This window comes from Gottfriedia sp. OAE603 (genome assembly GCF_040543965.1).
GTDB lineage: Bacteria > Bacillota > Bacilli > Bacillales > Bacillaceae_G > Gottfriedia > Gottfriedia solisilvae.
This window is the reverse complement of record NZ_JBEUNN010000001.1, coordinates 611,307-633,364: the sequence shown is the minus strand read 5'-3', so window position 1 is coordinate 633,364 and position 22,058 is coordinate 611,307. Positions and strand designations below refer to the sequence as shown.

At 32.3% G+C, this 22,058-nt stretch carries 22 protein-coding genes and 2 pseudogenes; 4 read left to right on the top strand and 20 right to left on the bottom strand.

The annotated features are described in order from the left end of the window. Window positions 1-33: 33 nt before the first annotated feature. The 6 genes from ABID96_RS03105 to kapD form a co-directional block, all read right to left on the bottom strand. Window positions 34-1,434 carry a sensor histidine kinase gene (locus ABID96_RS03105; RefSeq protein WP_377896622.1) on the bottom strand — a complete coding sequence of 467 codons (1,401 nt, stop codon included), beginning with the start codon at window positions 1,432-1,434 and terminating at the stop codon, window positions 34-36. Further along, window positions 1,431-2,111: a response regulator transcription factor gene (locus ABID96_RS03100; protein ID WP_192603198.1), complete on the bottom strand. Its 681-nt coding sequence runs from the start codon at window positions 2,109-2,111 to the stop codon at window positions 1,431-1,433. Before ABID96_RS03100 ends, ABID96_RS03105 begins: the two co-directional genes overlap by 4 nt. Beyond that, a complete protein-coding gene (locus tag ABID96_RS03095) occupies window positions 2,108-3,094 on the bottom strand; it encodes a YncE family protein (protein WP_192603199.1) in 987 nt (328 codons plus the stop codon). Before ABID96_RS03095 ends, ABID96_RS03100 begins: the two co-directional genes overlap by 4 nt. A 120-nt stretch (window positions 3,095-3,214) precedes the next feature. Next, the gene (locus tag ABID96_RS03090) at window positions 3,215-3,961 is read right to left on the bottom strand and encodes a FixH family protein (RefSeq protein WP_192603200.1); all 747 of its coding nucleotides are present in this window, start codon (window positions 3,959-3,961) and stop codon (window positions 3,215-3,217) included. Window positions 3,962-4,077: 116 nt separating this feature from the next. Continuing rightward, entirely contained in the window at window positions 4,078-4,251 is a 174-nt protein-coding gene (locus ABID96_RS03085) for a hypothetical protein (protein WP_167374471.1), read from the bottom strand. Between the two features lie 96 nt (window positions 4,252-4,347). Then, complete coding sequence (kapD, locus tag ABID96_RS03080; protein WP_192603201.1) at window positions 4,348-4,968, bottom strand: 3'-5' exonuclease KapD; 621 nt, start codon at window positions 4,966-4,968, stop codon at window positions 4,348-4,350. 240 nt (window positions 4,969-5,208) lie between these two features. Here kapD and ABID96_RS03075 point away from each other — a divergent pair, with 240 nt between their 5' ends. Continuing rightward, the gene (locus ABID96_RS03075) at window positions 5,209-7,080 is read left to right on the top strand and encodes a transglycosylase domain-containing protein (RefSeq protein WP_192603202.1); all 1,872 of its coding nucleotides are present in this window, start codon (window positions 5,209-5,211) and stop codon (window positions 7,078-7,080) included. 107 nt (window positions 7,081-7,187) lie between these two features. Here the strand turns inward: ABID96_RS03075 and ABID96_RS03070 are convergent, their stop codons facing one another. The 7 genes and pseudogenes from ABID96_RS03070 to ABID96_RS03040 form a co-directional block, all read right to left on the bottom strand. After that, on the bottom strand, window positions 7,188-7,745 hold the full coding sequence (locus ABID96_RS03070; RefSeq protein ID WP_192603203.1) for a DUF5366 family protein: 558 nt from the start codon (window positions 7,743-7,745) through the stop codon (window positions 7,188-7,190). Between the two features lie 209 nt (window positions 7,746-7,954). Beyond that, complete coding sequence (locus ABID96_RS03065; protein WP_483301318.1) at window positions 7,955-8,329, bottom strand: PaaI family thioesterase; 375 nt, start codon at window positions 8,327-8,329, stop codon at window positions 7,955-7,957. A gap of 163 nt (window positions 8,330-8,492) precedes the next feature. Next, the gene (locus ABID96_RS03060) at window positions 8,493-8,954 is read right to left on the bottom strand and encodes an SRPBCC family protein (RefSeq protein ID WP_192603205.1); all 462 of its coding nucleotides are present in this window, start codon (window positions 8,952-8,954) and stop codon (window positions 8,493-8,495) included. A 22-nt stretch (window positions 8,955-8,976) separates the two neighbouring features. Beyond that, window positions 8,977-9,609 carry a 3D domain-containing protein gene (locus tag ABID96_RS03055; RefSeq protein ID WP_192603677.1) on the bottom strand — a complete coding sequence of 211 codons (633 nt, stop codon included), beginning with the start codon at window positions 9,607-9,609 and terminating at the stop codon, window positions 8,977-8,979. Window positions 9,610-9,698: 89 nt separating this feature from the next. Beyond that, entirely contained in the window at window positions 9,699-10,016 is a 318-nt protein-coding gene (locus ABID96_RS03050; protein WP_192603678.1) for a YuiB family protein, read from the bottom strand. A gap of 82 nt (window positions 10,017-10,098) precedes the next feature. Next, a complete protein-coding gene (locus ABID96_RS03045) occupies window positions 10,099-10,578 on the bottom strand; it encodes an NUDIX domain-containing protein (RefSeq protein ID WP_192603206.1) in 480 nt (159 codons plus the stop codon). Between the two features lie 227 nt (window positions 10,579-10,805). Further along, window positions 10,806-12,024, bottom strand: a pseudogene (locus tag ABID96_RS03040) (NAD(P)/FAD-dependent oxidoreductase). Window positions 12,025-12,448: 424 nt separating this feature from the next. Between ABID96_RS03040 and ABID96_RS03035 the strand changes: the two are divergent. Then, window positions 12,449-13,439: pseudogene (locus ABID96_RS03035) on the top strand (NAD(P)/FAD-dependent oxidoreductase). Between the two features lie 279 nt (window positions 13,440-13,718). On the opposite strand, the gene ABID96_RS03030 reads toward ABID96_RS03035, so the two are convergent. Beyond that, window positions 13,719-14,072 carry a HesB/IscA family protein gene (locus tag ABID96_RS03030; protein ID WP_192603208.1) on the bottom strand — a complete coding sequence of 118 codons (354 nt, stop codon included), beginning with the start codon at window positions 14,070-14,072 and terminating at the stop codon, window positions 13,719-13,721. Window positions 14,073-14,087: 15 nt separating this feature from the next. Further along, window positions 14,088-14,939 carry a diaminopimelate epimerase gene (dapF, locus tag ABID96_RS03025; RefSeq protein ID WP_192603209.1) on the bottom strand — a complete coding sequence of 284 codons (852 nt, stop codon included), beginning with the start codon at window positions 14,937-14,939 and terminating at the stop codon, window positions 14,088-14,090. A gap of 409 nt (window positions 14,940-15,348) precedes the next feature. On the opposite strand from dapF, the gene ABID96_RS03020 reads away from it, so the two are divergent. Then, a complete protein-coding gene (locus ABID96_RS03020) occupies window positions 15,349-16,038 on the top strand; it encodes a DUF2225 domain-containing protein (protein WP_192603210.1) in 690 nt (229 codons plus the stop codon). A gap of 88 nt (window positions 16,039-16,126) precedes the next feature. Here the strand turns inward: ABID96_RS03020 and ABID96_RS03015 are convergent, their stop codons facing one another. From ABID96_RS03015 to ABID96_RS03000, 4 genes are all read right to left on the bottom strand, one after another. Further along, window positions 16,127-17,227 (bottom strand): Ger(x)C family spore germination protein, encoded by a 1,101-nt coding sequence (locus tag ABID96_RS03015; RefSeq protein ID WP_192603211.1) that lies wholly within the window; start codon window positions 17,225-17,227, stop codon window positions 16,127-16,129. Then, the gene (locus ABID96_RS03010; protein WP_192603212.1) at window positions 17,224-18,318 is read right to left on the bottom strand and encodes a GerAB/ArcD/ProY family transporter; all 1,095 of its coding nucleotides are present in this window, start codon (window positions 18,316-18,318) and stop codon (window positions 17,224-17,226) included. Before ABID96_RS03010 ends, ABID96_RS03015 begins: the two co-directional genes overlap by 4 nt. Window positions 18,319-18,333: 15 nt before the next feature. Further along, window positions 18,334-19,812 carry a spore germination protein gene (locus ABID96_RS03005; RefSeq protein WP_377896618.1) on the bottom strand — a complete coding sequence of 493 codons (1,479 nt, stop codon included), beginning with the start codon at window positions 19,810-19,812 and terminating at the stop codon, window positions 18,334-18,336. A 127-nt stretch (window positions 19,813-19,939) separates the two neighbouring features. After that, window positions 19,940-20,176: a YuzB family protein gene (locus ABID96_RS03000; RefSeq protein WP_088000521.1), complete on the bottom strand. Its 237-nt coding sequence runs from the start codon at window positions 20,174-20,176 to the stop codon at window positions 19,940-19,942. Between the two features lie 195 nt (window positions 20,177-20,371). On the opposite strand from ABID96_RS03000, the gene ABID96_RS02995 reads away from it, so the two are divergent. After that, entirely contained in the window at window positions 20,372-21,439 is a 1,068-nt protein-coding gene (locus tag ABID96_RS02995) for an NAD(P)/FAD-dependent oxidoreductase (protein ID WP_192603214.1), read from the top strand. 59 nt (window positions 21,440-21,498) lie between these two features. Here ABID96_RS02995 and ABID96_RS02990 read toward each other — a convergent pair whose 3' ends face one another. Continuing rightward, entirely contained in the window at window positions 21,499-21,963 is a 465-nt protein-coding gene (locus ABID96_RS02990; protein WP_192603215.1) for a YndM family protein, read from the bottom strand. Window positions 21,964-22,058: the final 95 nt, after the last annotated feature.

Below are 22,058 nucleotides of genomic sequence, written 5' to 3'. Positions count from 1 at the left end.
AAACAAACCTGAAGCTAATTTGCTCAGGTTTGTTTATAATTCAAATAATGGTAAAGAGACAATTGTTTTTAATCCTTGCCCCTCAATATTCATAAAAGTGATGTCCCCATTATGTTGTTCAATGATTTGCTTAACAATCGCTAGCCCTAGGCCTGTTCCACCTTCATTTCTTGATCTTGCTTTATCTACTCTATAAAATCTTTCACCTAAGTGAGAAATTTCCTGTTCTGGAACACCTTTACCTTCATCTACAATTTCTAGTACAACTTTTTTACTTTGTCTTAATGTAATCGTAATTGATTTACCAAAAGGAGTATAACGAATTGAATTATCTAGTAAATTGTGAATAACCTGTTGAAAACGATCAGGGTCAACACTCGCAATAATTGATTCATCTAAATGTTTATACACAATTATGTTTTTATCTTTCAGTATCTGTGTATAAGTTTCGAGTGTATCTTCAATTAATTGGGCAAGTACATTCGGCTCTTGTCTTAAAGGAATATTTTGACCATCTAAAGTTGCCAAATCTAATAAGTCACGAACGAGTCTTTGCATGCGTCCCGCTTCCTTTTGAATGATGCCTACATATTTCATTTGCTGTTCTTGTTTCACTACTCCATCAAGAATCGCTTCACTATAGCCTTTAACATAACTTAGCGGAGTTCTTAATTCATGAGACACGTTTGCTAAAAATTCTTTTCTATTTTCATCTTCTTTTTGTAAGGATTCTGACATTGAATTAAATGCGATCGCTAATTTACCAACTTCATCCCCACTATCATGCTGTATTCGTTCAGTATAATCACCTTTTGCCATTTTATAAGAAATTTGTTCCATACGTGACAATGGTTTAATCATTTGCTGAATAATTCTCCTGCCTATGATTAGTACAATTACTGCAAATATAAGTGCACTCACAAAAAAGATCCATTTCGATTGCTGAATTAAATCGGTAATACTTCTTAAAGGCAAATGTAAATAGATAATTCCTTCAAGCTTTTCTTTTTTCACAACAGGCACAACAACTCCAATAATTTGGCGTTTAAATCTTTCTTCAAAACCTGTTTTTGTAATAACTTTCCCTTGTAATAATGTTTCTCTATCATCTTCTGTAATAAATGACTGGTGACTTACATTATAAGGAATACATGCACTTAAATCTCGAGGATTACTTACATATAATACATTCGCATTTGACACCTTATCGAATTCTGATACAAAACTCTCAAAATCTTTTATATTACTCTCGTGATAGTGCTGTACTATATTTTTACCTTCTTGAATCAACGTAGATCTTACATATGAAACGTATAATTGTTTATATGCAAACTGAAACATTAGAAAAAAGAAAATTGTTGTGCAAATGACGATTATACAAATTGTTAACCATAGCTTTTGTAAAAATGAAAAAGAATATATGATGTTTTTCATCCATTCATCCCAAACTTATATCCTACACCCCAAACCGTAGAAATATAATCCGCATCTTGTCCAAGTTTAATTCTTAACGTTTTAATATGAGTATCAACCGTTCGAGCAGTTCCAAAATAGTCGATTCCCCACACCTTCTCTAAAATCTGTTCACGACTGAAAACATAATCTTGATGTTTACTAAAAAAGTGTAGTAAATCATATTCCTTTAAGGTAAGTGATAGTTCTTTGTTATTGACAAAAACACTTCTTGCTTTTTCGTTAATCTCTATGTTTCCTATTTTTAATAAAGTCGAACTTCCGTCATGATTCTTTGTTCTTCTAAGAACGGCGTCTACTCTTGCAATTAACTCTCCTGGACTAAATGGCTTTACAATATAATCATCTGCTCCCATTTTTAATCCATTCACTTTATCCCATTCTTCCCCTTTTGCAGTTAAAAAAATGACTGGAACTTCCCGTGTCTCTCTTATTTTCTTACAAAGAGTCCACCCATCCATAATAGGCATCATAATATCTAATATTAATAGTTCATAGTTATATTGATTGATTAATTTTAATGCATCTTCTCCATTGTTTGCCTGGTGCCAGCTATACCCATTATTCTCTAAATACATTCCAACTAATTGGCAAATTTCTTGTTCATCATCTACGATTAATATTTTTCTTTCACTCATTGATGATTACCCTCTCTTAATAATAATTGAAAAGGCCCTCTTCCCACTGCGGCTTCTTTAGTGATCTTCATTGTTGAAGTATTTATCTCATACAATTTGTTTAAATCATAACTCGCCACGTAAGCTGTATGTTGATATCCGATTGCTGAATATGGATTAGAACCTACTTCTAGGAATTCTTTCTGATTTGTCATATTCGGATTTAACTTATAAATTTGATTCGTTCCGTGAGCAATTGTAAATACCCCATCATTATTTTGAAAGAATGAAATCGGCATTAATGGTGTATGAAGAGCTTTTATAAACTCACCACTGACAGTAGAAAAAATTCTCACATCTTCGTTTTCAACTTCACCATTTCCATGTCCCCCAATATAAAGCTCAGAAGAATCCTCATTTAAATATAATCCATTTGACGTTAATGGCACCTCGATTGTTTGATCTATTTTTAAGCTATCTAGATTTATTCCTACTACTCTTTTTTCATTAAATAAACTCACAAATAGCTTATTATGAACTTGATCTTCAATCATTGATGTAGGATTATTACCTACTTTTAGTTTTTTTACTACTTTTCCTTTTTGGCTAAAAAACGTAATAGTATTTTCTTCACCATTAGAAACCGCAACCATGTTTTTACTATTTAAAGAAAGCATATTCGTAATCCCTTTTTCACTTTGCCAATTATTCATTTTCTCCCCGGATGAAAGTTGATATAAATCAATAATTGGATCTTCAGGATGGTAAACAGCAATTACCTTTCCATTATTCAGTAAGGCTGCTCCACTTACATCTCTATTTAAATTCCAATCAGTAATCTTTTTTAAGTTTATTTGATTTAGAAATGTTAAACTTCCTACTTTTTTATTTACTGAGATAATTAAGTCCTTCTTCTCACTAATCGCAACTAATTTATGATTCATACAGCTCGACAGCACGAAGCTACAAAATAGTGCAATCATACAGATCCATACTTTCTTCAAGCCCATCACCACCATTACTTAACCTTATATCAACTTAAGCTTATATCAACTAATCTTCTATCTAAAAAAGAAGCTATCCTTATTGAATTCTATAATTAAAGGATAGCATTAGTCTTTTATTTAGTTAACGATTACTTCTTTTTCAATATGATCGTGTAGTTCACCTTTTTCAACATGGACTTTCATAAAGTTCTTTCCGTTCGTTTTAAACGTATATTGCACTTCGTATTCACCAGGTGATACTTCTTTTGCATCAGTGTAATCATGTTTACCCTTTGCGTCTTTCCATGTTTCAATACGCACATTTGCTTTGTCTAATGCTTCACCTTCATCCGTTTGAATGTGAATTGTATATTTATTTTTTTTATTTACTTGAATCTTTTCTGTTCCCATTAAATGAATCATGACTTCGCCGTGATGATGCCCTTCTGTATGAGCACTATGGTCATCTTTTGTACTATTATTATCATTAGAAGCCGTAGCATCAGTTACTTTAAAGTCTTTTTTAGGCATTGAATGTTGATCCCTTGCAGTAATATGAGCAACAACATAAAAATCACCTGGCTCAGTAAATTTATATTTAGCTGAGTAAATGCCATCAGCACCATTTTCTGCTTCAAGCATTGCTAAACTATCTTCGCCTTGCTTACCAATTTCGAATTGAACTTCGTCTGCATCTGAAACAACTTTTTTATTTTGTGTAACTTCCGCTCGGAACGTGATCTCTTTATTAACATTTATATCAGCCGTTGGTAAAAGAATAGAAACATCTAATGGTTTTTCAACTTCTTGCTCTTTTTCTTTCCCATTTGAACATCCGACTGTAATCATCATACATGCAATTAATACACTAAGTACTTTTTTCATATGTATTGCCTCCTAAATTTCTTCCATAAAAAGATTAACAGATAAATGTGATGAAAATGTGATATGTCATTCAAAAAAAAGAGACCTTATATAGTAAGTCTCCATTTTAAAAGAATTTATTCGTTTGACTTGTTTTTTTCATCAATTTCCATTAATCGTTTCTCTTCTTTTAAAGATGCTCTTTTAATTAAATAAAAAGTTGCAAAGGCACCAATCATAAAAATAATTAGAGAAATAACAGCAGGTATATACTCTGTTTTATCCTCTGGAAAATACAAGAATTCCATCATAGCTATATCACTCCCACTGCCAATTATACTTATTTATGGAACATAAGCATAGTAATAACCAAAATAAAAACCAATTGATTGATTTTCAATTGGTTTTTAATAGGAAGATATTCTTTTTTTAAATGAAGAAAAATCAACGATATCACCAATAGTAGCAGGTGCAGGCTTCTTCATATATTGTTTATCTTTTTCTACTAATTTAAAAATATGATAAGTTGTTAGTGCATCATCTAATGCTTTATGATGATTCCCTGTTCCATCTTTCCCGTATTCCTTCATAGCATTCCATAATCCTGTTTGATTTTGATTACCAAAAAAGGTCTTATACTCCAGACAAAGGTCTCTTAATTCTCCTTTAATTGGAAATGGAATATTAGCAGCATCACAGTTATGCTTTAGTACTCTCATATCCATATTCCCCCAAGTAATAACGGTCGTATTGTACCTACTAGTTGCATCATTTAGTTTTTCTGCAAGCTCCTTAAGCTGGATACCTTGATCAACATTTTTCTGTGAAATATTTAAAAATCTTTTACATCTTGAGGATAAGGTCGGAAATTGAATCGGTTTCACAAATGAGGAATAGGTCTGGTTGATTTCTTCATTAACGACACTTACAAAACCTACTTCAATAATTTCAGGATAAAATTTGATTCCCTTAGATCGACCATCTGGCATTGTAAATTCAAAATCAATAAACAAGAACTGCTCTTTCATTTCCTCACCTCCTGAAAAAATAAATATTTTCTGATTTTTTACTATTGTCTTATATGCTAAGTGATTATTCAAGTATGATATCTATTTTTCATAATATTTGCTTATTAAATTAATATATCAGCATTGTGTAAAAAATAACAAAGAGTGACCAACTAAATGAAATTTCATGTTAAAATAATATACGTTCGTTTAAATAGTATTTAGCGAATCAAAAAACACGAAAGTATATAGAGGGCTATTATGAGAAAAATTATTGGTTTTATCTTTATTATAATAAGCTTTCTTGTCTTTTATTTCACATCTGAGAAAGCCTTGTTTGCATACGAGAACTCCAAAAATATTCCTAAGAAAACAGTTGAAGAACTGCCAGTCATTTCACTGTCGCAAAATAGTATTTTTTACGACCGAAATAACAAACCTTTTTACATTCCAGGTTCTGGTGAGAATAGAATTAATTTAAAAAGTAGTGAAATTCCTCAACTTGTTAAAGATATTTTTATTTCAACAGAAGATCGATACTTTTATTCTCACAAAGGGGTAGATCTTTTTGGTGTCGCAAGGGCAATGATGGTAAATGTCTCAAATAGTGGAATAGAACAAGGAGCTAGTACAATTACACAGCAGCTTGCTCGTAATCTATATTTAACACATGAACGATCAGTTGAACGAAAAGTAAAAGAAATTGAAATTTCACTTCAACTAGAAAAGCAATTTTCTAAAGATCAAATATTAACGATGTACATTAATACAATTTACTTTGCAAATCGCAATTATGGAATTGAAGCAGCAAGTAAAGCATATTTTAGTAAATCAGTAAAAGATTTAAGCTTGGCTCAAACTGCTTTTGTTTGTACAATTCCGAATAACCCAACTCTGTATGATCCATTTAAAAATTTTGATCATTCAAAGAAACGTCAGGAAAGAATTCTTGGTATTTTAAAAGAACAAGGAATTATAACAGCTAAACAATATGACGTAGCAATTAAAGAAAAAATTAAGTTAAAAACTGATAGTAGAGTACAAGAATACCCAGATTATTATTCATATGTAGATTATGAATTAAAGAAAATACTTTCTGGACGAAAAGGTAAATTCCTAACTTCTAAATTAACTGCTGCACAACAAGCAGAATTAAGAAAACTTAAGACCGTTGATGAAAGAGTCACTTATTTACAAAACCAAGGGTTAAGTATTTATACGAGCTTAAATCCATATGTACAAGAAGCGACTGTCAAAGCTGTAAACCAAGGTACCTTATCTACTAATACTGATGGAGCAGCAGTCGTAATAAGAAATAATAGTCACGAAATAATAGCCCTTTCTGGTGGTAGAAACTATGAATCTCAAAATCTAAATCGAGCGTATCAGGATTTTAGACAACCAGGTTCTACGATCAAACCATTACTTGTGTATGCACCTTATATTGACTATCTAGGCGCTACACCAGATACAAAAGTAAGTGCTGATGAATATTGTAAAGGGACTTATTGTCCGAAGAATGATAGCGGAAAAGAATATGGGGATGTATCCTTACGAACTGCAATGCAGAATTCATATAATACAGCAGCAGTTCGATTATATGAACAGCTTACACCAGGTGTTGCTTATCGTTATTTAGACAAATATAAATTTGAAAAGATATCAGCTAAAGACCGATACGAATATGGCCGTGCTCTTGGTGGATACGATATTGGTATGTCTCCACTAGAAATGACAAGTGCTTATACAACATTCGGTAATGATGGTGTATATTATGAAAATAGTGCAATTCAAAGGATTACATTGAGAGATGGTACAGTTGTTTATGAAAATAATCCGTCCTCTGTCAGAGTGTATAGTTCAAATACAACGAACACGATGAGAAGTATGTTACACTCTGTCGTTCAAAACGGTACTGCACGTCGTATTAATATGCCTCTAGATTATATTGGTGGTAAAACTGGTACGACAAATGATAATACGAATTTATGGTTTATGGGATTAACTTCAAATTATACAATTGGAACTTGGATTGGGAATAAACGTCCAAGCCAACCAATCCCTAAAAATTACACTGTTCCACCTCCACAAATTATTTGGAGAAACATTATACAAGATACAAACTTAAAATAAGTCACAAAAAAAAGTAGCACTTTTGACGAATATCAAAAGTGCTACTTTTTTATTTAGGCTATTTTCTAAAGCATCCCGGAGTTGTAAACAACTAACGCATTCTTTTTTTAGAATGGTAATGCCGTGAAAAATTCAGCAAATAATGTAAAGTAAGCATATATTACGCCACTTCCTATTACCGACCAAATCGCTAATTGAAAAACAATAAAACCAATCATACCAAGCACTGTAAAGTTAACAGACTGCTTAATAAGAAATAAGATGATAAACGCAATAATCGTTACAAGAAGAACAATTGTAATATACAATAATGAGCTATTTAAGAAAACTGCTAATAGTCCACCTAAAATAAATACATATGAGAATTTTTTACTTGCCAATAGGTCTAAACCCTCACGATCCTTTGAGAAGAAAAGTAAGGCAAACTGCCAAAATAGATCCGTAATTAGTTTTAACCCACATAAAACTAAAAAGATAATAAATGAAATACCTAAAAATGTTAATATTCTAATTTCCTTTTCAGGCATAATATCAGTAAGTGGTTGAAGTATACCTGATACTGATAAGAAGTTTATAGTCAATTGGAATAAATTCAATGTAATGGCGACTGTAAACAAAATAATAGATAAAAACGCAAAGTAACTTGTGTAATAAATATTTTTCATTAATTGTCTCCTTTCTTATCTACTAAAGGAAGAATCCCTTTTGTAGAGGATGTCTCGCGTTACTTATGAAACCTTTTATACACAACAGTAATTATTTTACCATAAGTTTATAGAAATTTAGACTTGTTTATTATATTTCTTTATTCTAAAAAGTATAAAAAAGAAAAAGGATGCTATTTCACATCTTGTGAAAAGCATCCTTTCATTTACTATTTACGCTTATCTTTAATAGCGACTGTACATCTAGAGATACAGATTAACTGTTCGTCTTCATCGTAGATTTTAATATCCCAAACCATTGTTGTTTTTCCTGTATGTACAGCAGTACCAACCGCAGTGACAAATCCATCACGTACTGAACGCAAATGATTTGCATTAATTTCAAGTCCGAATGCTAATTGATTTTCTTGATCAATCATAGAGAATGTACCAACACTAGCAACTGATTCTGCTAACGCCACTGATGCCCCACCATGTAAGTAACCAAATGGTTGATGTACATTTTCTGTTACTTCCATCTTCATGACAACTTTACCTTCTTCTACTGATTCAATCGACATGCCTAAAGCCTTCATTAAAGTCATTTTGTCTTCCATTACTTCTCCGCCTCTCATGTTCTCACTCCTATCATACTGCTCTTTCTCTCTTATTAAAAATAATTCACTTACAATACATTCTACATAATGAACTTTATTTCCTTTACATAAGTAATCCCTCTAACTGTTTACAGTTAGAGGGATTACTTATTTAATACACACCGTCAAATCTTTTTTCAGCGTATGCCTTTAAATCGTTCATTTGTTTAGTAAGAATTCGTTTTGTGAACCAACTATAAAGGAAGCCCATCATCTTCGCCATTGAAGAATACATTTCAACATTGCACTCATAATCTAAACGCGTTTGATTTGTTTCAACTGAAGAAAACCGATAATAAACGTCAACTTGAAATGATGAGTGCTTTAAACGAATTCCAAGCTCTTTTGGTCGATTATACGAAAGGACTTCTCCATCGTATTCTTGAATTTTCCCATCTTCTTTTAAACGTTGGATAAACTTTTTACCAACAGGATTTTCATAATCGAAATCATCCTCGTAAATATTTTCTACAAAGCCTTCCAGCCATTTTTTTATATGTTCATCTGAATTCACTACTTCAAAAACAGTATTAATTGGTGCTTTAATTACTTGGCTATAGACTGTTTTTTTCATACTTCATCATTCTCCATCCAAATTAATTCCTCGTTTGTTGTCTAAATACTTGTAATGCATTTTGCTCATTTAAAGTCTTTAATTCAGTCTCAGTAAACTTTCCTGACCCTTTTTTAATAACATAAACCGTTAGTCTCTTCTTTCCCCAATGCTCAAAGACATCTCCTACAGTATGATAATACAAATCCAAATGATGTCCTTTTACCGCTGCACCTTTATCAGCTACAACACCATATCCATAGCCCGGAATAAATAAGATGGTTCCGATTGGAAATACATTTAAATCCGCTGCGATAGTTGAAAATACGTCCCGTTTTACACCTACACCTGAATACGTAATTCCATAAGATTGATCACTTGGATTCTTACCCGTAGATTCCTTTCCTGCGGTGTAGCCTGTAGCAGTTACAGTTATTTGCTTATAGCTACTCCAGTTTGTATTTTTTTCAATATTTTTCGCAATAGTTGCCATTGTATTTTCGTTAATGATTTGTTTTGAATTTTCCTCTGCATACACATGGTGAAGTTGTGCAGAATGTTTGAACCACTTCGTAATATTCACTAATTGTGCATTAGAAACGATTTTAGCTGTTGAGACTAGTGCAAGAATGAATAATATAGTAATGATCAATTGACTAAACAATTTTTTATTTATACGCAATGAATCATTTCACTCCTTTTCATTCTTTCATCATTCCCAAAAATAAAAAAAATATAAAAAAAACTTCCTCATTGATGAGAAAGTTAAAACATTTGATATCCATTTTTTCTTAAACTAAGAATGACTACACCGGACATAATCGCACCAACTAAGCCACTTGATAAAATAATTACATCACCCATGCCAACTGCTAATAGATTTGTTTTTAAAATCGAAAATGCATTTGAAGTTTGTGTAAAATATTTCATTGTATTAATTTTATCTACAATCATCACAATAATAATTGGATAAATAACAACCATGAACCAGGTTGTCCTAAACAACATATTTGCTAAAAAACCAATTCCAAAAGCTAAGACAAAAAATAATAAAATTGAAATTAGTAAAACTGGAATACTCATTCCCATCCAAAACACCCCACAATTAATCTACTTACAGTGTAAAACCTTCTGTTCTTAACGTCAATTTTTTGTATATTCTTAATCATTTGATAAAATGATATGTAGTATACTGAAACTGATCTCCAGGATTCAATCCATCATGTACAGCCATTGGTTCATTTGGTGGATTTTGTATTAAATATTTAATTAATAATGAAGAGGCAGGATCTTCGAGCAATTCCTCTTCAGAGATAAATTTGGCATCTGATAGTTCTTTCTCTTGTATCGTAATTTTCGTATCATTCGCTTGTAATAAGAAAATTAACATATTATCACTGATTTCTTCGCGAATGACACCGGTTCTAACTCCTATTAATCCGATACATGTAGCATTCACACCTGTTTCCTCTGTTACCTCTCTTAAAACAGCCTGATCAACAGTCTCACCTTCATTTACAAAGCCAGCAGGTAATGACCAAAGATCCTTAAGTCCACTATATTTCTTCTTTACAACTAACCATCTACCAGCAGAGTCTTTAACTAAACCTGCAACAGCTAACCATACTTTACCTCTTTTACTCATTGCTTTAATCCCACCTTTTCTACAAAAAAAAGCCCGACTACTGTCGAGCTTTCAGACTATTGACAAACGCTCGCTTTCTCCGTTGCTTCGCCTGCTAGTGGTGCATTCTACCATCTATCGTAACCTTGCTTCCACTCGGCCATGCACCTAGAAAATCAAGCGTTTAATCAGTTTGAAAAAATTTCTTATACACAATGAAAGCCCGACTATTGTCGAGCTATATTTTCTTAAAGGAGATTTAATTTACCTTTTTTAAGAACTAGCATTGGGCCACCAAGTACGAATAAGTAACGATTATCAATTACTTTTTTCATAAATGAAGCTTTCCAACCAGTTAATTTTTTACCGAATACTACACCAATTGCATCATCATGTCCTAATGAACATACAGTACCTTTAATATCTGGAGTGAATTCTTCTAACTCGCCTTTTCCACGAACTAATACTGCTAAGTTGTGTGCAACATTGAAACCTTGTTGAATTGCAATTTGTGCAGTTGGTGGATATGGACGGTTATTTACTTCATCAATTAATAAAGCAGAATCACCTACGATAAATACATCGTCATATCCTGGAACACGCATGTCTTTTGTAACTTTTACACGTCCACGCATTGCTTCAAAGCCAGCTTGCTCAACTAAAGCATTACCACGAACACCTGCAGCCCATACTACTGTTGCAGATTTAATTTCTTCAGTTTCTTCACCTTTAGCAACGATGATTCCTTCTTCAGTACATTCTTTAATAGCTGTACCAATTTTGAACTCAACGCCTTTTTTTCTCTAATTGAGATACAGCGTAGTCAACCAATTCTGGATCAAAACCAGGTAATACCATTGGAGCAGCTTCAACACATACAATACGTACTAAATCACGGTCGATATCGTATTCTTTACATAATTCTGGCACACGATTTGCTAATTCACCAACAAATTCAATACCAGTAAATCCAGCACCACCAACAATGATTGTTAATAACTCATCACGTTTTTCAGCTGGTGTGTTATGGTATTTTGAAAAACTATAATCAATATGCTCACGAATTTGACGTGCAGCGTTAATACTTGCAATTGAAAATGCATGTTCTTTTAATCCTTTAATTCCGAACGTTTCAGATTCGAAACCAAGTCCAATTACTAAATAGTCATAATTTAATTCACCGTGAGTAAGAACAACTTTCTTATCTTCTGGTTTAATTTCTGTTACTGTATCTTGAATGAAGTTAATTTTACTTGGATTAATCACATCTTTAATATCTAGACGTGTACGGTCATGGTGTAATGTACCTGCTGCATTTTCATGTAACCACGTAGTTTGGTAATGGTAGCTATTTTTATTTACTAAAGTAATTTCTGCCTCATTTGCAGATAATGTTTTTTGAAGTCGAGTTGCAGTAATAATACCACCGTACCCAGCTCCAAGGATTACAATCTTAGGCTTATTCATGATACTAACCATCCTTTTAATTATATTAAGTACTTTCCTACTGTTACCTAAACGAGATAACTTAGTACAATAGTGAGCAAACTTTTCTATGCGACATAACTTAGTACATTAGTGAGCAAACTATTATATAGGGAAATTTGTCAAATTATTTCGTAATAATTGTCACAAAATGTTAACAATTAGCCTATTACAATATTAAAGTTTTTTCTTAAAGATTTCAAGTATAAACTAAACGCTTGAATTCTCAAAACATTAAGTCTTATTATTTAGAAAATTTACTTTAAAATACGTATTTTTAAATTTTACATTTGAAAAAATTCTATACCATTTTTATTCGTTTTTTTCTTATATCTCTATAAAATATGATATTATTCTATAGAAGACATGCGTTAATGCATATATACACAAGGGGGATATTCCGTTTATGAAAGACGAAAAAGTATATGATATTACAATTATAGGTGGAGGACCAATTGGTTTATTCACTGCTTTTTATGGTGGAATGAGACAAGCTAGTGTAAAAATCATTGAAAGCTTACCACAGTTAGGTGGGCAATTATCAGCACTTTACCCTGAAAAATATATTTATGATGTTGCAGGTTTTCCAAAAGTACGTGCTCAAGAATTAATCGATAACTTAAAAGAGCAAATGAAAAAATTTGAACCAACTGTTTGCTTAGAGCAATCTGTACAACAAATTACTAAAAACGATGACGGCGTATTTCATTTAGTCTGTAATGATGGCTTTGAACATTATACAAAAGCAATCATCATTACTGCTGGAAATGGTGCGTTCCAACCTCGTAAGTTAGAAATTCCTGGTTCTGAACGATTTGAAAAAGCAAACTTACATTACTTCGTAGATGATATGAATAAATTTGCTGGCAAACGTGTAGTTGTATTTGGTGGTGGTGACTCTGCAGTAGACTGGTCATTAATGCTAGAACCAATCGCTGAAAAAGTAACACTAATTCACCGTCGTGATAAATTTAGAGCTCATGAACACAGTGTAGAAAACTTAATGAACTCAAAAGTTGAAGTAAAAACTCCTTGGATTCCTGTTGAAATCATTGGTACTGATCGTATCGAAAAAGTAGTTCTTCAAAATGCAAAAACTGAAGAGCGCGAAGAAATCGAAATCGACGATGTAATTGTAAACTACGGTTTCGTATCTTCATTAGGACCAATTAAAGATTGGGGCTTAACAATCGAAAAAAATAATATCGTTGTTAATTCTCGCATGGAAACAAATATTCAAGGTATTTATGCTGCTGGTGACATTTGTACTTATGATGGAAAAGTAAAACTAATTGCATCTGGATTCGGTGAAGCGTCCTACAGCGATCAATAACGCAAAAGCATATATTGATCCAAGTGCAAAATTACAACCAGGTCACAGCTCATCAATGTTCTAAAATAGAGTACATCAGACTGTCCATATAATGGACGGTCTTTTTCTCACTAAGTATGTGATGTACTGAACATACAATAACATACATAGTGAAAAACTTCACAACAAAATGCAAACTAAAATAATTGATTACACTATATAATAGTATCAATTTAGAAAAATGATTCGTTATTTTAACTATATTTTGTAAAAATATTAACAAACGTTTTAGAACCCTAGCCAATCTCAAAATAAAACCTTCTTACAGTAGTAGTTACACTAACTGTTAAGAAGGTTTTTACTATTAACAGTCTTCAGGCGTACCTGCATTCGTAGCAGTTCTAAAGCTTGAGCCACATCCACATGATGCAATCGCATTTGGATTTTCAATTGTAAATCCGCCACCAAGTAATGATTCTTTAAAATCGATTTCAACACCTTTTAAAATCGGCGCACTTTCATTATCAATTAGAAACTTGATATTTTGAAATTCTAGTTCAGTGTCATTATCATTTTTTTCAGGATCGAATCCTAGACCATATGAAAGACCAGAACAGCCCCCACCTTTTACACCTAAACGTACATAAACGTTTTGATCTTCTTCATTTTCAAGCATTTCTTTAATTTTTAATCCTGCTTGTTCAGTCACTGTAATCATATCATTCACTCCTCTTTATAAATAATATATGCCTTCTGTTATTGTAACTGCTGGGCCTTTCATCCATACATCTCCATCGGAAGACCATGTAATTTGTAAATCTCCACCTTGCAAGTGTACAGTAATTGGCTCGTCTTTATTATATTTACCTTCTTGTATCATTGCTACTGCAGCTGCGCATGCCCCTGTTCCACATGCTTGGGTAACGCCAGAACCACGTTCCCATACTACAAAATTGATTTCATTATGGGGTAAACATTCGATAAATTCAACATTTACGCTTTCAGGAAACAATTCATGCTTTTCTACATATGGACCAAGTGTAGTTAGCGGAGCATTTTTAATATCTCTGACTTCAAAGACTGCATGTGGGTTTCCCATCGAAACACCAATGAATGAATGAAGCTCATCTTCAAATAAAATTTGATCTCTTGCAAATTCCTGTTCCTCTCCGCTAATAGGAATTAAGGAGCGCTGGAATATTGGTTCTCCCATATTAATAGTAACCAAACTAACAGCATCATTTTCAAGATGCACAATAGCCTTTACTATATTGCTAATCGTCTCGATCCTAAAACTAGTATCCTTCACTATTCCATGTTCAAAAGCATATTTAGCAACACATCTTAAACCATTTCCACAATTTTTTGCTTCAGAGCCGTCATTGTTAAATACTCTCATTTTCACATCAGCTACATCAGACGGGCAAATTAAAATCATCCCATCACTACCGATACCTGTATGAATATTTGAAACGCTAATAGCAATTGAAGAAAGTTCTTCTTCCTTCAAATTTTCTTCAAACATATTTACATATATATAATTATTACCTAAACCATGCATTTTTGTATAACGAAAAGAATTCATTTTCATGACTCCTTACTATTTTTAATAATACAAGTATAAATTTTTAATGAACTGAGCACAATAAGAACATCCCCCGTTTCTCGATATAGAAACATTTTTTGAGTGATCACTAACATGTGATTGCTCATTTTTTTTGTCTATTTTTTCAATCTTTATTAATACTAAAAATACTCTTTTTTTGTTATTGTACGCCGCGAAATAGTTGATTGCTCATACCAAAATGTCTGTCTTACAATCCCTTTAAAGACAGAAACTACGATTTTATCTTATAAACGATAATTCATGCTTACTTTGTTACTTTTGAATTATTTTATTATATTTCTTTATAAAATAAACATTCTTACGACTCACTGCCGATATAGGATATATAGAACATTTAAATCAGCTGAAAATGGAGCTAAGTGAAATTATGACTATAACACCGACTTTTTCCCGTACTTTGAAATGCCCGTGTTGTTCAAATTCTTTTTCTACTGTCAACGTTAGAATTTCATACCCAAAAACTGTCGAAGTAAGTACTGATTTCTGTGTAACGTATCAAGATGAAGTCAATTCCCCTTATTTATATTACGTAAACGTTTGTAACCTATGTGGTTACGCCTTTACTAAGAATAGTGGTTCGATTTCCTCAATTTCTAAAGAAATCATTCAAAGGGAAGTTTCTGAAAAGTGGCGACCTCGTAGCTTTGGAGATATCCGATCGGTTCAGGATGCCATTACATGTTACAAGCTAGCAATCTATTGCTCAATACTTAAAAATGAAAAATATTATATTTTAGCTGGCTTATTATTAAGAGTTAGCTGGTTATATCGTAAGTTGAACAATCAAGTTGAAGAAGAAAGATTTATGTTAAAAGCAGTTGAAGCCTATAAAAAAAGCTATGACATAGCAGACTATGTTGGAAGTGAAATGTCTGAAATTAGAGTGTTGTTTTTAATAGGAGAACTTTCTAGGAGATGTAAGCTATATGAGGAAGCTATTAGTCATTTTTCAAAAATTGTAGCTCATTCAAATGCACTCCTAGAAAAAGGGATTGTAGAAAAAGCGCGTCAACAATGGCAACTAACAAGAGATGACGCGAAGGATATAAAAACATAACAAAAAATACCTCCTAATACAAGGAGGTGTTTTTTAAATCCATCAATATATAAGAAACCTTACTAAAATGTTTAGTTTTCATTTTTTCTCAAAATACTGTACCAGTTTTTTCTACGTTTACTTTTACCTTTGGTTCAAATTGAATATTTTTATAATCCTTTTCCCAATCTAACTTTTTCCATAAATCCTGATGAGAACTAGCAAGCTTCCTTCCAACCCCAAAGGCGTCACAATTAGCTTCTAATAATGTATTCGTCAGTTTTTTTGCATCTTTCGTAAGAAGAACTGAAAGATCTTTATTTAGTGAATCAGTATTAAACTTTTCTTTAAAATTGTTCGAATAACTCACTACATTAATATCTATTTCTAAATTTATCTTACAAGTAATCCGATTTGACTTGTCAATTACAAGGTCCAATTTTCTTTTTTCGTCTGTAACTCTGAAAGCAATTGAACGGTCACGTTCTAAATGTAACGCCATTATCCCTTCCTTTGATAAACCATCCATTAACAGCAATAATAAAGTGCTTCGATCTTTGGGAATGCTAAAACCTGTATACTTATCTTTATGAAATAGATATACCCCACCGATTGAGGCTCTATCTTTTTCAACCTTCTCTATATAAGGTAAAATTATATCTTCCCCTATATCTACTACGTGTGACCATGTTGAAAATACAGTTTCCCTAGGAATATTTGTTGAAAGCTCGGCAGCTTCCAAACCTCTTAATATTTCAAACGCAATCGGACTTTTTTGTGGTTCAATAGATAGTACATCAGATGCTTTGCCTTTTGTGATGACAACTCTCGAAGTGACATATGCATCTTTTGGCCGGTAAAATAGTTCTAGAAATGGATGGATACCTTTTTTTGCTAATTCCTCACCAATCAGAATTATATGCGCTTTACTAACATCTATTTTACCTGGCATTTTATAATTAATAAATGGGCCAACTTCAGATGAAAATCGACTTTTGGTTGCGACCAACTCATCTTTAAGCTCAAATTGACCTGCGCCTTTACTCTCTATATTTAATGCCCTTGCGGCTGCTGCAATATCACCATTCTCTTCTAAATCGAAGCTAACACCATTAATGAGCGTTCTACTGACTAAAAGACTTTGATCCCAACAGCCCGATAAAAACATTGAGATTAAACATATATTCAAAAAAATAATTCTTTTTCTCAATGATTTCCACTCCTTTTTAATGTTTTAAAAACGAGGGACAAAGCAAGGAGTATAACAGGTATCAAAAATACTACAACATAGCTTAAATACGTAACATACTTACTCAATTGTCCAACCATTTTTTCATCAATTGGAAGGATTGATATAACAAATATGATTATTCCATTTAGCATTACAATACTTTTAAAAGACTTTTCTTTCCTACTAAAACTCTTACTCGATAAATACAAATAAGCTATGATTGATGTAGTCATAGGAACAATCCAACTAGATAAGAATATTAGATCAATTCGATCTAACATTTTAAAGCTTAGTGCTTTAAATAAATACAATACAGGTTCTCGAACTTGCTTTAGCTGATTAGGGCTAAAACTAATTAGACAAAGAAAGAGGAAGTATGAATACAAAGCAGTGACAGATAAATTAGCAAATGATACTGTTTTAAGTACTCCTTTTTCTTTATCAAATATAAAAGGAAAGATGACTAGCACACCTTCGAACCCTAACATTGAGATCAGTGACTTATTACTCCCCATAATAATATTTTTTACACCTGAATTTCCTATAGGTAAAATAAATTGAAGTTCTTTCGGTAAACTGTAAGTAAAAAAAGAAAGAAATATTAATAATACTAACAAAAAGGAAGCAATAACAAAGAACCTTGCAATCACTTTTAATTCACTAATCGTTAAATAAATACTTGCTAAAATTATGACCAAAGATAATACCCATAAAGGGGTCAAAGGTAACAACCAAAGATTAATACAATTAATAAATAGGATCAGAGCCAAACTTCCTGTCAAAATAAAGTAAAAATAGATGATTAAGTTTAATAGCTTACCTATATATTTTCCAAATATGATTTTCGTTATCTGTGCATAATTTTGGTTTGGGAATTGCTTAAATAAAAACCAATAAATAAGAAGTGTTGCTTGGACAATTACACCTGCAACGATTGTAGAAATCCATCCATCACCTTTTGCTGTACTTTGAACAACATTGGGCAATGATAGTAAACCAATGCCAATTTGGCTTTGAATAAGAAAGAAGTACAATTGAAATTTAGTAATAGATGTCTTTTTCGTGATCATTTTTTCTTCCACATCCTAGACATTCCTTGCTGTACTAATGTTTTTTGGTTCTGCATCAGATGGCCTAGTATTTAATTTCCAAACAGGTAGTCTAATAAATGTATCCTTTAAGTCTTCTTTCTTGAAAGGAGCCATTGGAGAAAAATATGGAATTCCAAATGATTGCAGTTTACTCATATGCATGAATATAAACATTAGCGTTAAAACGATTCCAAAAAAACCAAGTATTGATGCAGCGATCATTGTTGGAAAGCCTAATAATCTAGCGCTTGTCCCCATTTCGCTTATAGGCGCAATAAATGAGGCAATAGCTGTAAATCCAATTACTACAATCATCGTATTGGAAACTAAGTGTGCCTCTACCACCGCTGTCCCAATAACAAGTCCACCTACGATACCAATTGTCTGAGCAATTGGAGATGGAAGTCGAATTGAAGCTTCTTTTAATAATTCTAAAATAATTTGCATTGCAATTGCTTCGATAAGCGGAAGGAAAGGAACAAATTCTAAAGATACTCGAATTGAGTAGAGAATCCCAATGGGCAAAATTTCTGAATTAAATGATACAATTGCGATATAAATTGCAGGTAAACTAATTGCCACTATAAAGCTAAAAACTCTAATAATTCGAAAAAAAGAACCTATTAACCAACGATGATTATAGTCATCAGGTGCTTGATAAAATGAAAAAAATGTAATAGGAACGATTGACACCATGGGACTACCATCAACAATTAAAGCTATTTTACCATCTAATAAATACGAAGTAGCCCTGTCTGGTCGTTCTGTATTTAGCACCTGAGGAAATGGCGAATATGGATTATCTTCTATTAATTCTTCTAAATTCCCCGTAGACTGAAGCTGATCAACCTGAATACATGAAATTCTTTTTTTTATTTCTCCAACAAGAATTCTGTTTGCAAGTGAATCAATATAAACCATAGCAATCTTTGTATTTGTAATGGTTCCAATTGTAAAATATTCTACTTTAAAATCTGGATATCTTATCCTTTTTCTTAATAGTTGAATATTTGTGCTAATACTTTCAATAAATCCATCGTGTGACCCATTAATATTTTGTTCAGTATTTGGTTCACTGATCGACCGACCTTGTGCGTCTGCAGCTTCAGCCAAATAGCCTTCAGCACAATCCTCTTTTAAAATCACACAATAACCATCTAATAACCTTTTACCGATCGTTGATACTCTAGAGGTTTTTTTCATTTCTAGCGTACTTATATTTTCTAAATCACCTGAATGTCCCTTTAATAGCGGCTCAAGAACATAGGTAAGTAACAACTCTTTTTTTATCAATGTATCTAAGTACAAAATCGTAAACTTTTGATTGTTTTTATTTATTTCTGTAATGATCAGATCTTCTGTATTACATAGATAAATATGTACTTTCTCTATATTATTTTTCATATCCTTTGTTAATATATTTTCATTAGTTGTCGACATATTAAGGGATGATGCATCTCTAGTAAATCTCATAATGTTACTCCTTAGCGGTCTTTAAAAAATATTCTTTCCATAATTATGTAATTTATGATAAATATAATATTCTTCTTTAGTTAGCTAACCAAAAAAAAAGACATCACTTTTATAAAGTGATGTCTTTTTATATGAGTAAATTTTCTTCTAGAAAATTATATATATTATCAACTAGTTCTGTCGGAGTCTCCCCAGTAATAACTTCCCCTTCAACCAATGCAAAAAGTGATAAACTACATTTTCCACAGTATCCCAGGCATCCGTATTCCAATACATCTAGATTCGGATCACGTTCAAGCTGCTCTAATGCTTTTTGGGCACCGTTTGCTAGGTTTTTTATACAAAATTCAACTAATGGTCTCAATTATTTTCACTCCTTGCTCCTCATAAAGTTACTCTTTTTTTTAAAAAAGGTCAATCATTTATATTTATTTGGAACAAGCTTTATTTTACAAAGTAGGGCGTTGTTATTTCATCTCAAAATATATATAATATAATTGTCGAAAATTAGAAAAATTTTTTTATTTATTGCTAATAAAACAAAAGGGGAACAACAACTATGAAAAACCTCGTATTACTAGGTGGCGGATACGGAAATGTTCGTGTTTTATCTCGATTATTAACATCGGCCTTACCTGAGGACGTTCATATCACACTAATTGATCGGAATTCTTTTCACTGCTTTAAGACTGAATACTATGCATTAGTTGCTGGTACAGTACCAGAGCAGCATATCCGAATTCCATTTCCAACTCATGAAAAATTAACTGTTGTATATGGGGATATTACAACAATTGATACATCAAAGAAACAAGTGATATTAAACAATGGTAAAACAGTATCATATGATGATTTAGTGATTGGTTTAGGTTGTGAAGATAAATATCACAACGTACCAGGTGCACAAGAGCATACTTATAGTATTCAAACTATTGAAAACACAAGAATTGCTTATGAAAATGTAAATAGTCTCCCTCCTAACTCTGTAGTTGGTGTTGTAGGTGCTGGTTTAAGTGGTGTAGAAGTTGCAAGTGAATTAAGAGAAAGCAGAAGCGATTTAAAGATTTTGCTATTCGATCGCGGAAGTAGAATTCTATCCATGTTCCCAGAAAAGCTCAGCCATTACGTTCAAAAATGGTTTGATGAGCATGATGTAAAAATCATTAGTAATTCAAATATTACAAAGGTTGAAGAGAATACATTATTCAACCATGATGATGAAATTCATTGTGATGCTGTAATTTGGACAGCGGGCATTCAACCAGTTGAAGTTGTTCGAAACCTAGATGTTGAAAAAGACAACAGTGGAAGAATTGTGATTACAAAATATCACCATATTCCAACAGATGAACATGTTTATGTAGTTGGTGATTGTGCAGCATTACCATATGCACCGTCTGCACAGCTTGCCGAAGCACAAGCAGAGCAAATTGTTACCATCTTACAAAAAAAATGGAATGGCGAACAGCTACCAGATGAAATGCCACAAATTAAACTAAAAGGTATTATGGGATCTCTTGGTAAGAAACATGGCTTCGGCTTATTTAATGAACGTCCTCTGTTAGGGCGTGTACCAAGACTGATTAAGTCAGGTATCCTATGGTTATACAAATATCATAACGGTTGATTCGAATAAAATACTAATTTAATTTCTGTTCCAGAAAAAAAGTAACTCTTAAATCCGAGTTACTTTTTTTTCTTTTTCTTTTTATAATGCTTTTGATTCTTAAAATCAGGAGTCAGTTCTTCAGATGCCTCAGTTTGAAATCTTAAATTCCTAGTGGAGATGTCCTCTGAAACATTTTCATTATGGATTACATGAGTATTAACATATTTATGGAAAAAGAATTCAAATAAACCTATTCCAATTGCGGAAATTAATGATGGATAAAACAGATTGCCATCATAAGTTAACACTGACCCTATATAATAAATGAAAAAAAATGATAATCCAACATCTGCAATCGTAGCAACAATGTTATTTGATCTAGGTAAAATTAGCATATCACCAAGCAAATAAGAGCTAACCCCAACAACTAGGGTTATTAAGAACACAGTTCCAAACGACATATCGTATAATACAGCCAGAACTATATATAATAAAGCAAAACTAGCTATAAATTTTATGATTAGTGCTTTTACATGTCTCAACTTAATCCCTCCTTGCACTTATTATGATAAAAAGTAATTAAACTATTCATTTGATATTTTTAATAGTGACTGTATGTCTAACGTTTAAACAGCAA

Bases quoted from the DNA above. Each gene is read 5' to 3' on its own strand.
- kapD (WP_192603201.1), bottom strand. From the start codon at position 4,968: ATGAAAGAGCAGTTCTTGTTTATTGATTTTGAATTTACAATGCCAGAT.
- ABID96_RS03100 (WP_192603198.1), bottom strand. From the start codon at position 2,111: ATGAGTGAAAGAAAAATATTAATCGTAGATGATGAACAAGAAATTTGC.
- ABID96_RS03060 (WP_192603205.1), bottom strand. From the start codon at position 8,954: ATGAAAAAAACAGTCTATAGCCAAGTAATTAAAGCACCAATTAATACT.
- ABID96_RS03070 (WP_192603203.1), bottom strand. From the start codon at position 7,745: ATGAAAAATATTTATTACACAAGTTACTTTGCGTTTTTATCTATTATT.
- ABID96_RS03005 (WP_377896618.1), bottom strand. From the start codon at position 19,812: ATGAGATTTACTAGAGATGCATCATCCCTTAATATGTCGACAACTAAT.
- ABID96_RS03010 (WP_192603212.1), bottom strand. From the start codon at position 18,318: ATGATCACGAAAAAGACATCTATTACTAAATTTCAATTGTACTTCTTT.
- ABID96_RS03065 (WP_483301318.1), bottom strand. From the start codon at position 8,329: ATGACTTTAATGAAGGCTTTAGGCATGTCGATTGAATCAGTAGAAGAA.
- ABID96_RS03045 (WP_192603206.1), bottom strand. From the start codon at position 10,578: ATGAGTAAAAGAGGTAAAGTATGGTTAGCTGTTGCAGGTTTAGTTAAA.
- ABID96_RS03105 (WP_377896622.1), bottom strand. From the start codon at position 1,434: ATGAAAAACATCATATATTCTTTTTCATTTTTACAAAAGCTATGGTTA.
- ABID96_RS03090 (WP_192603200.1), bottom strand. From the start codon at position 3,961: ATGAAAAAAGTACTTAGTGTATTAATTGCATGTATGATGATTACAGTC.
- ABID96_RS03020 (WP_192603210.1), top strand. From the start codon at position 15,349: ATGACTATAACACCGACTTTTTCCCGTACTTTGAAATGCCCGTGTTGT.
- dapF (WP_192603209.1), bottom strand. From the start codon at position 14,939: ATGAATTCTTTTCGTTATACAAAAATGCATGGTTTAGGTAATAATTAT.
- ABID96_RS03085 (WP_167374471.1), bottom strand. From the start codon at position 4,251: ATGATGGAATTCTTGTATTTTCCAGAGGATAAAACAGAGTATATACCT.
- ABID96_RS03050 (WP_192603678.1), bottom strand. From the start codon at position 10,016: ATGAGTATTCCAGTTTTACTAATTTCAATTTTATTATTTTTTGTCTTA.
- ABID96_RS03030 (WP_192603208.1), bottom strand. From the start codon at position 14,072: ATGATTACAGTGACTGAACAAGCAGGATTAAAAATTAAAGAAATGCTT.
- ABID96_RS03075 (WP_192603202.1), top strand. From the start codon at position 5,209: ATGAGAAAAATTATTGGTTTTATCTTTATTATAATAAGCTTTCTTGTC.
- ABID96_RS02995 (WP_192603214.1), top strand. From the start codon at position 20,372: ATGAAAAACCTCGTATTACTAGGTGGCGGATACGGAAATGTTCGTGTT.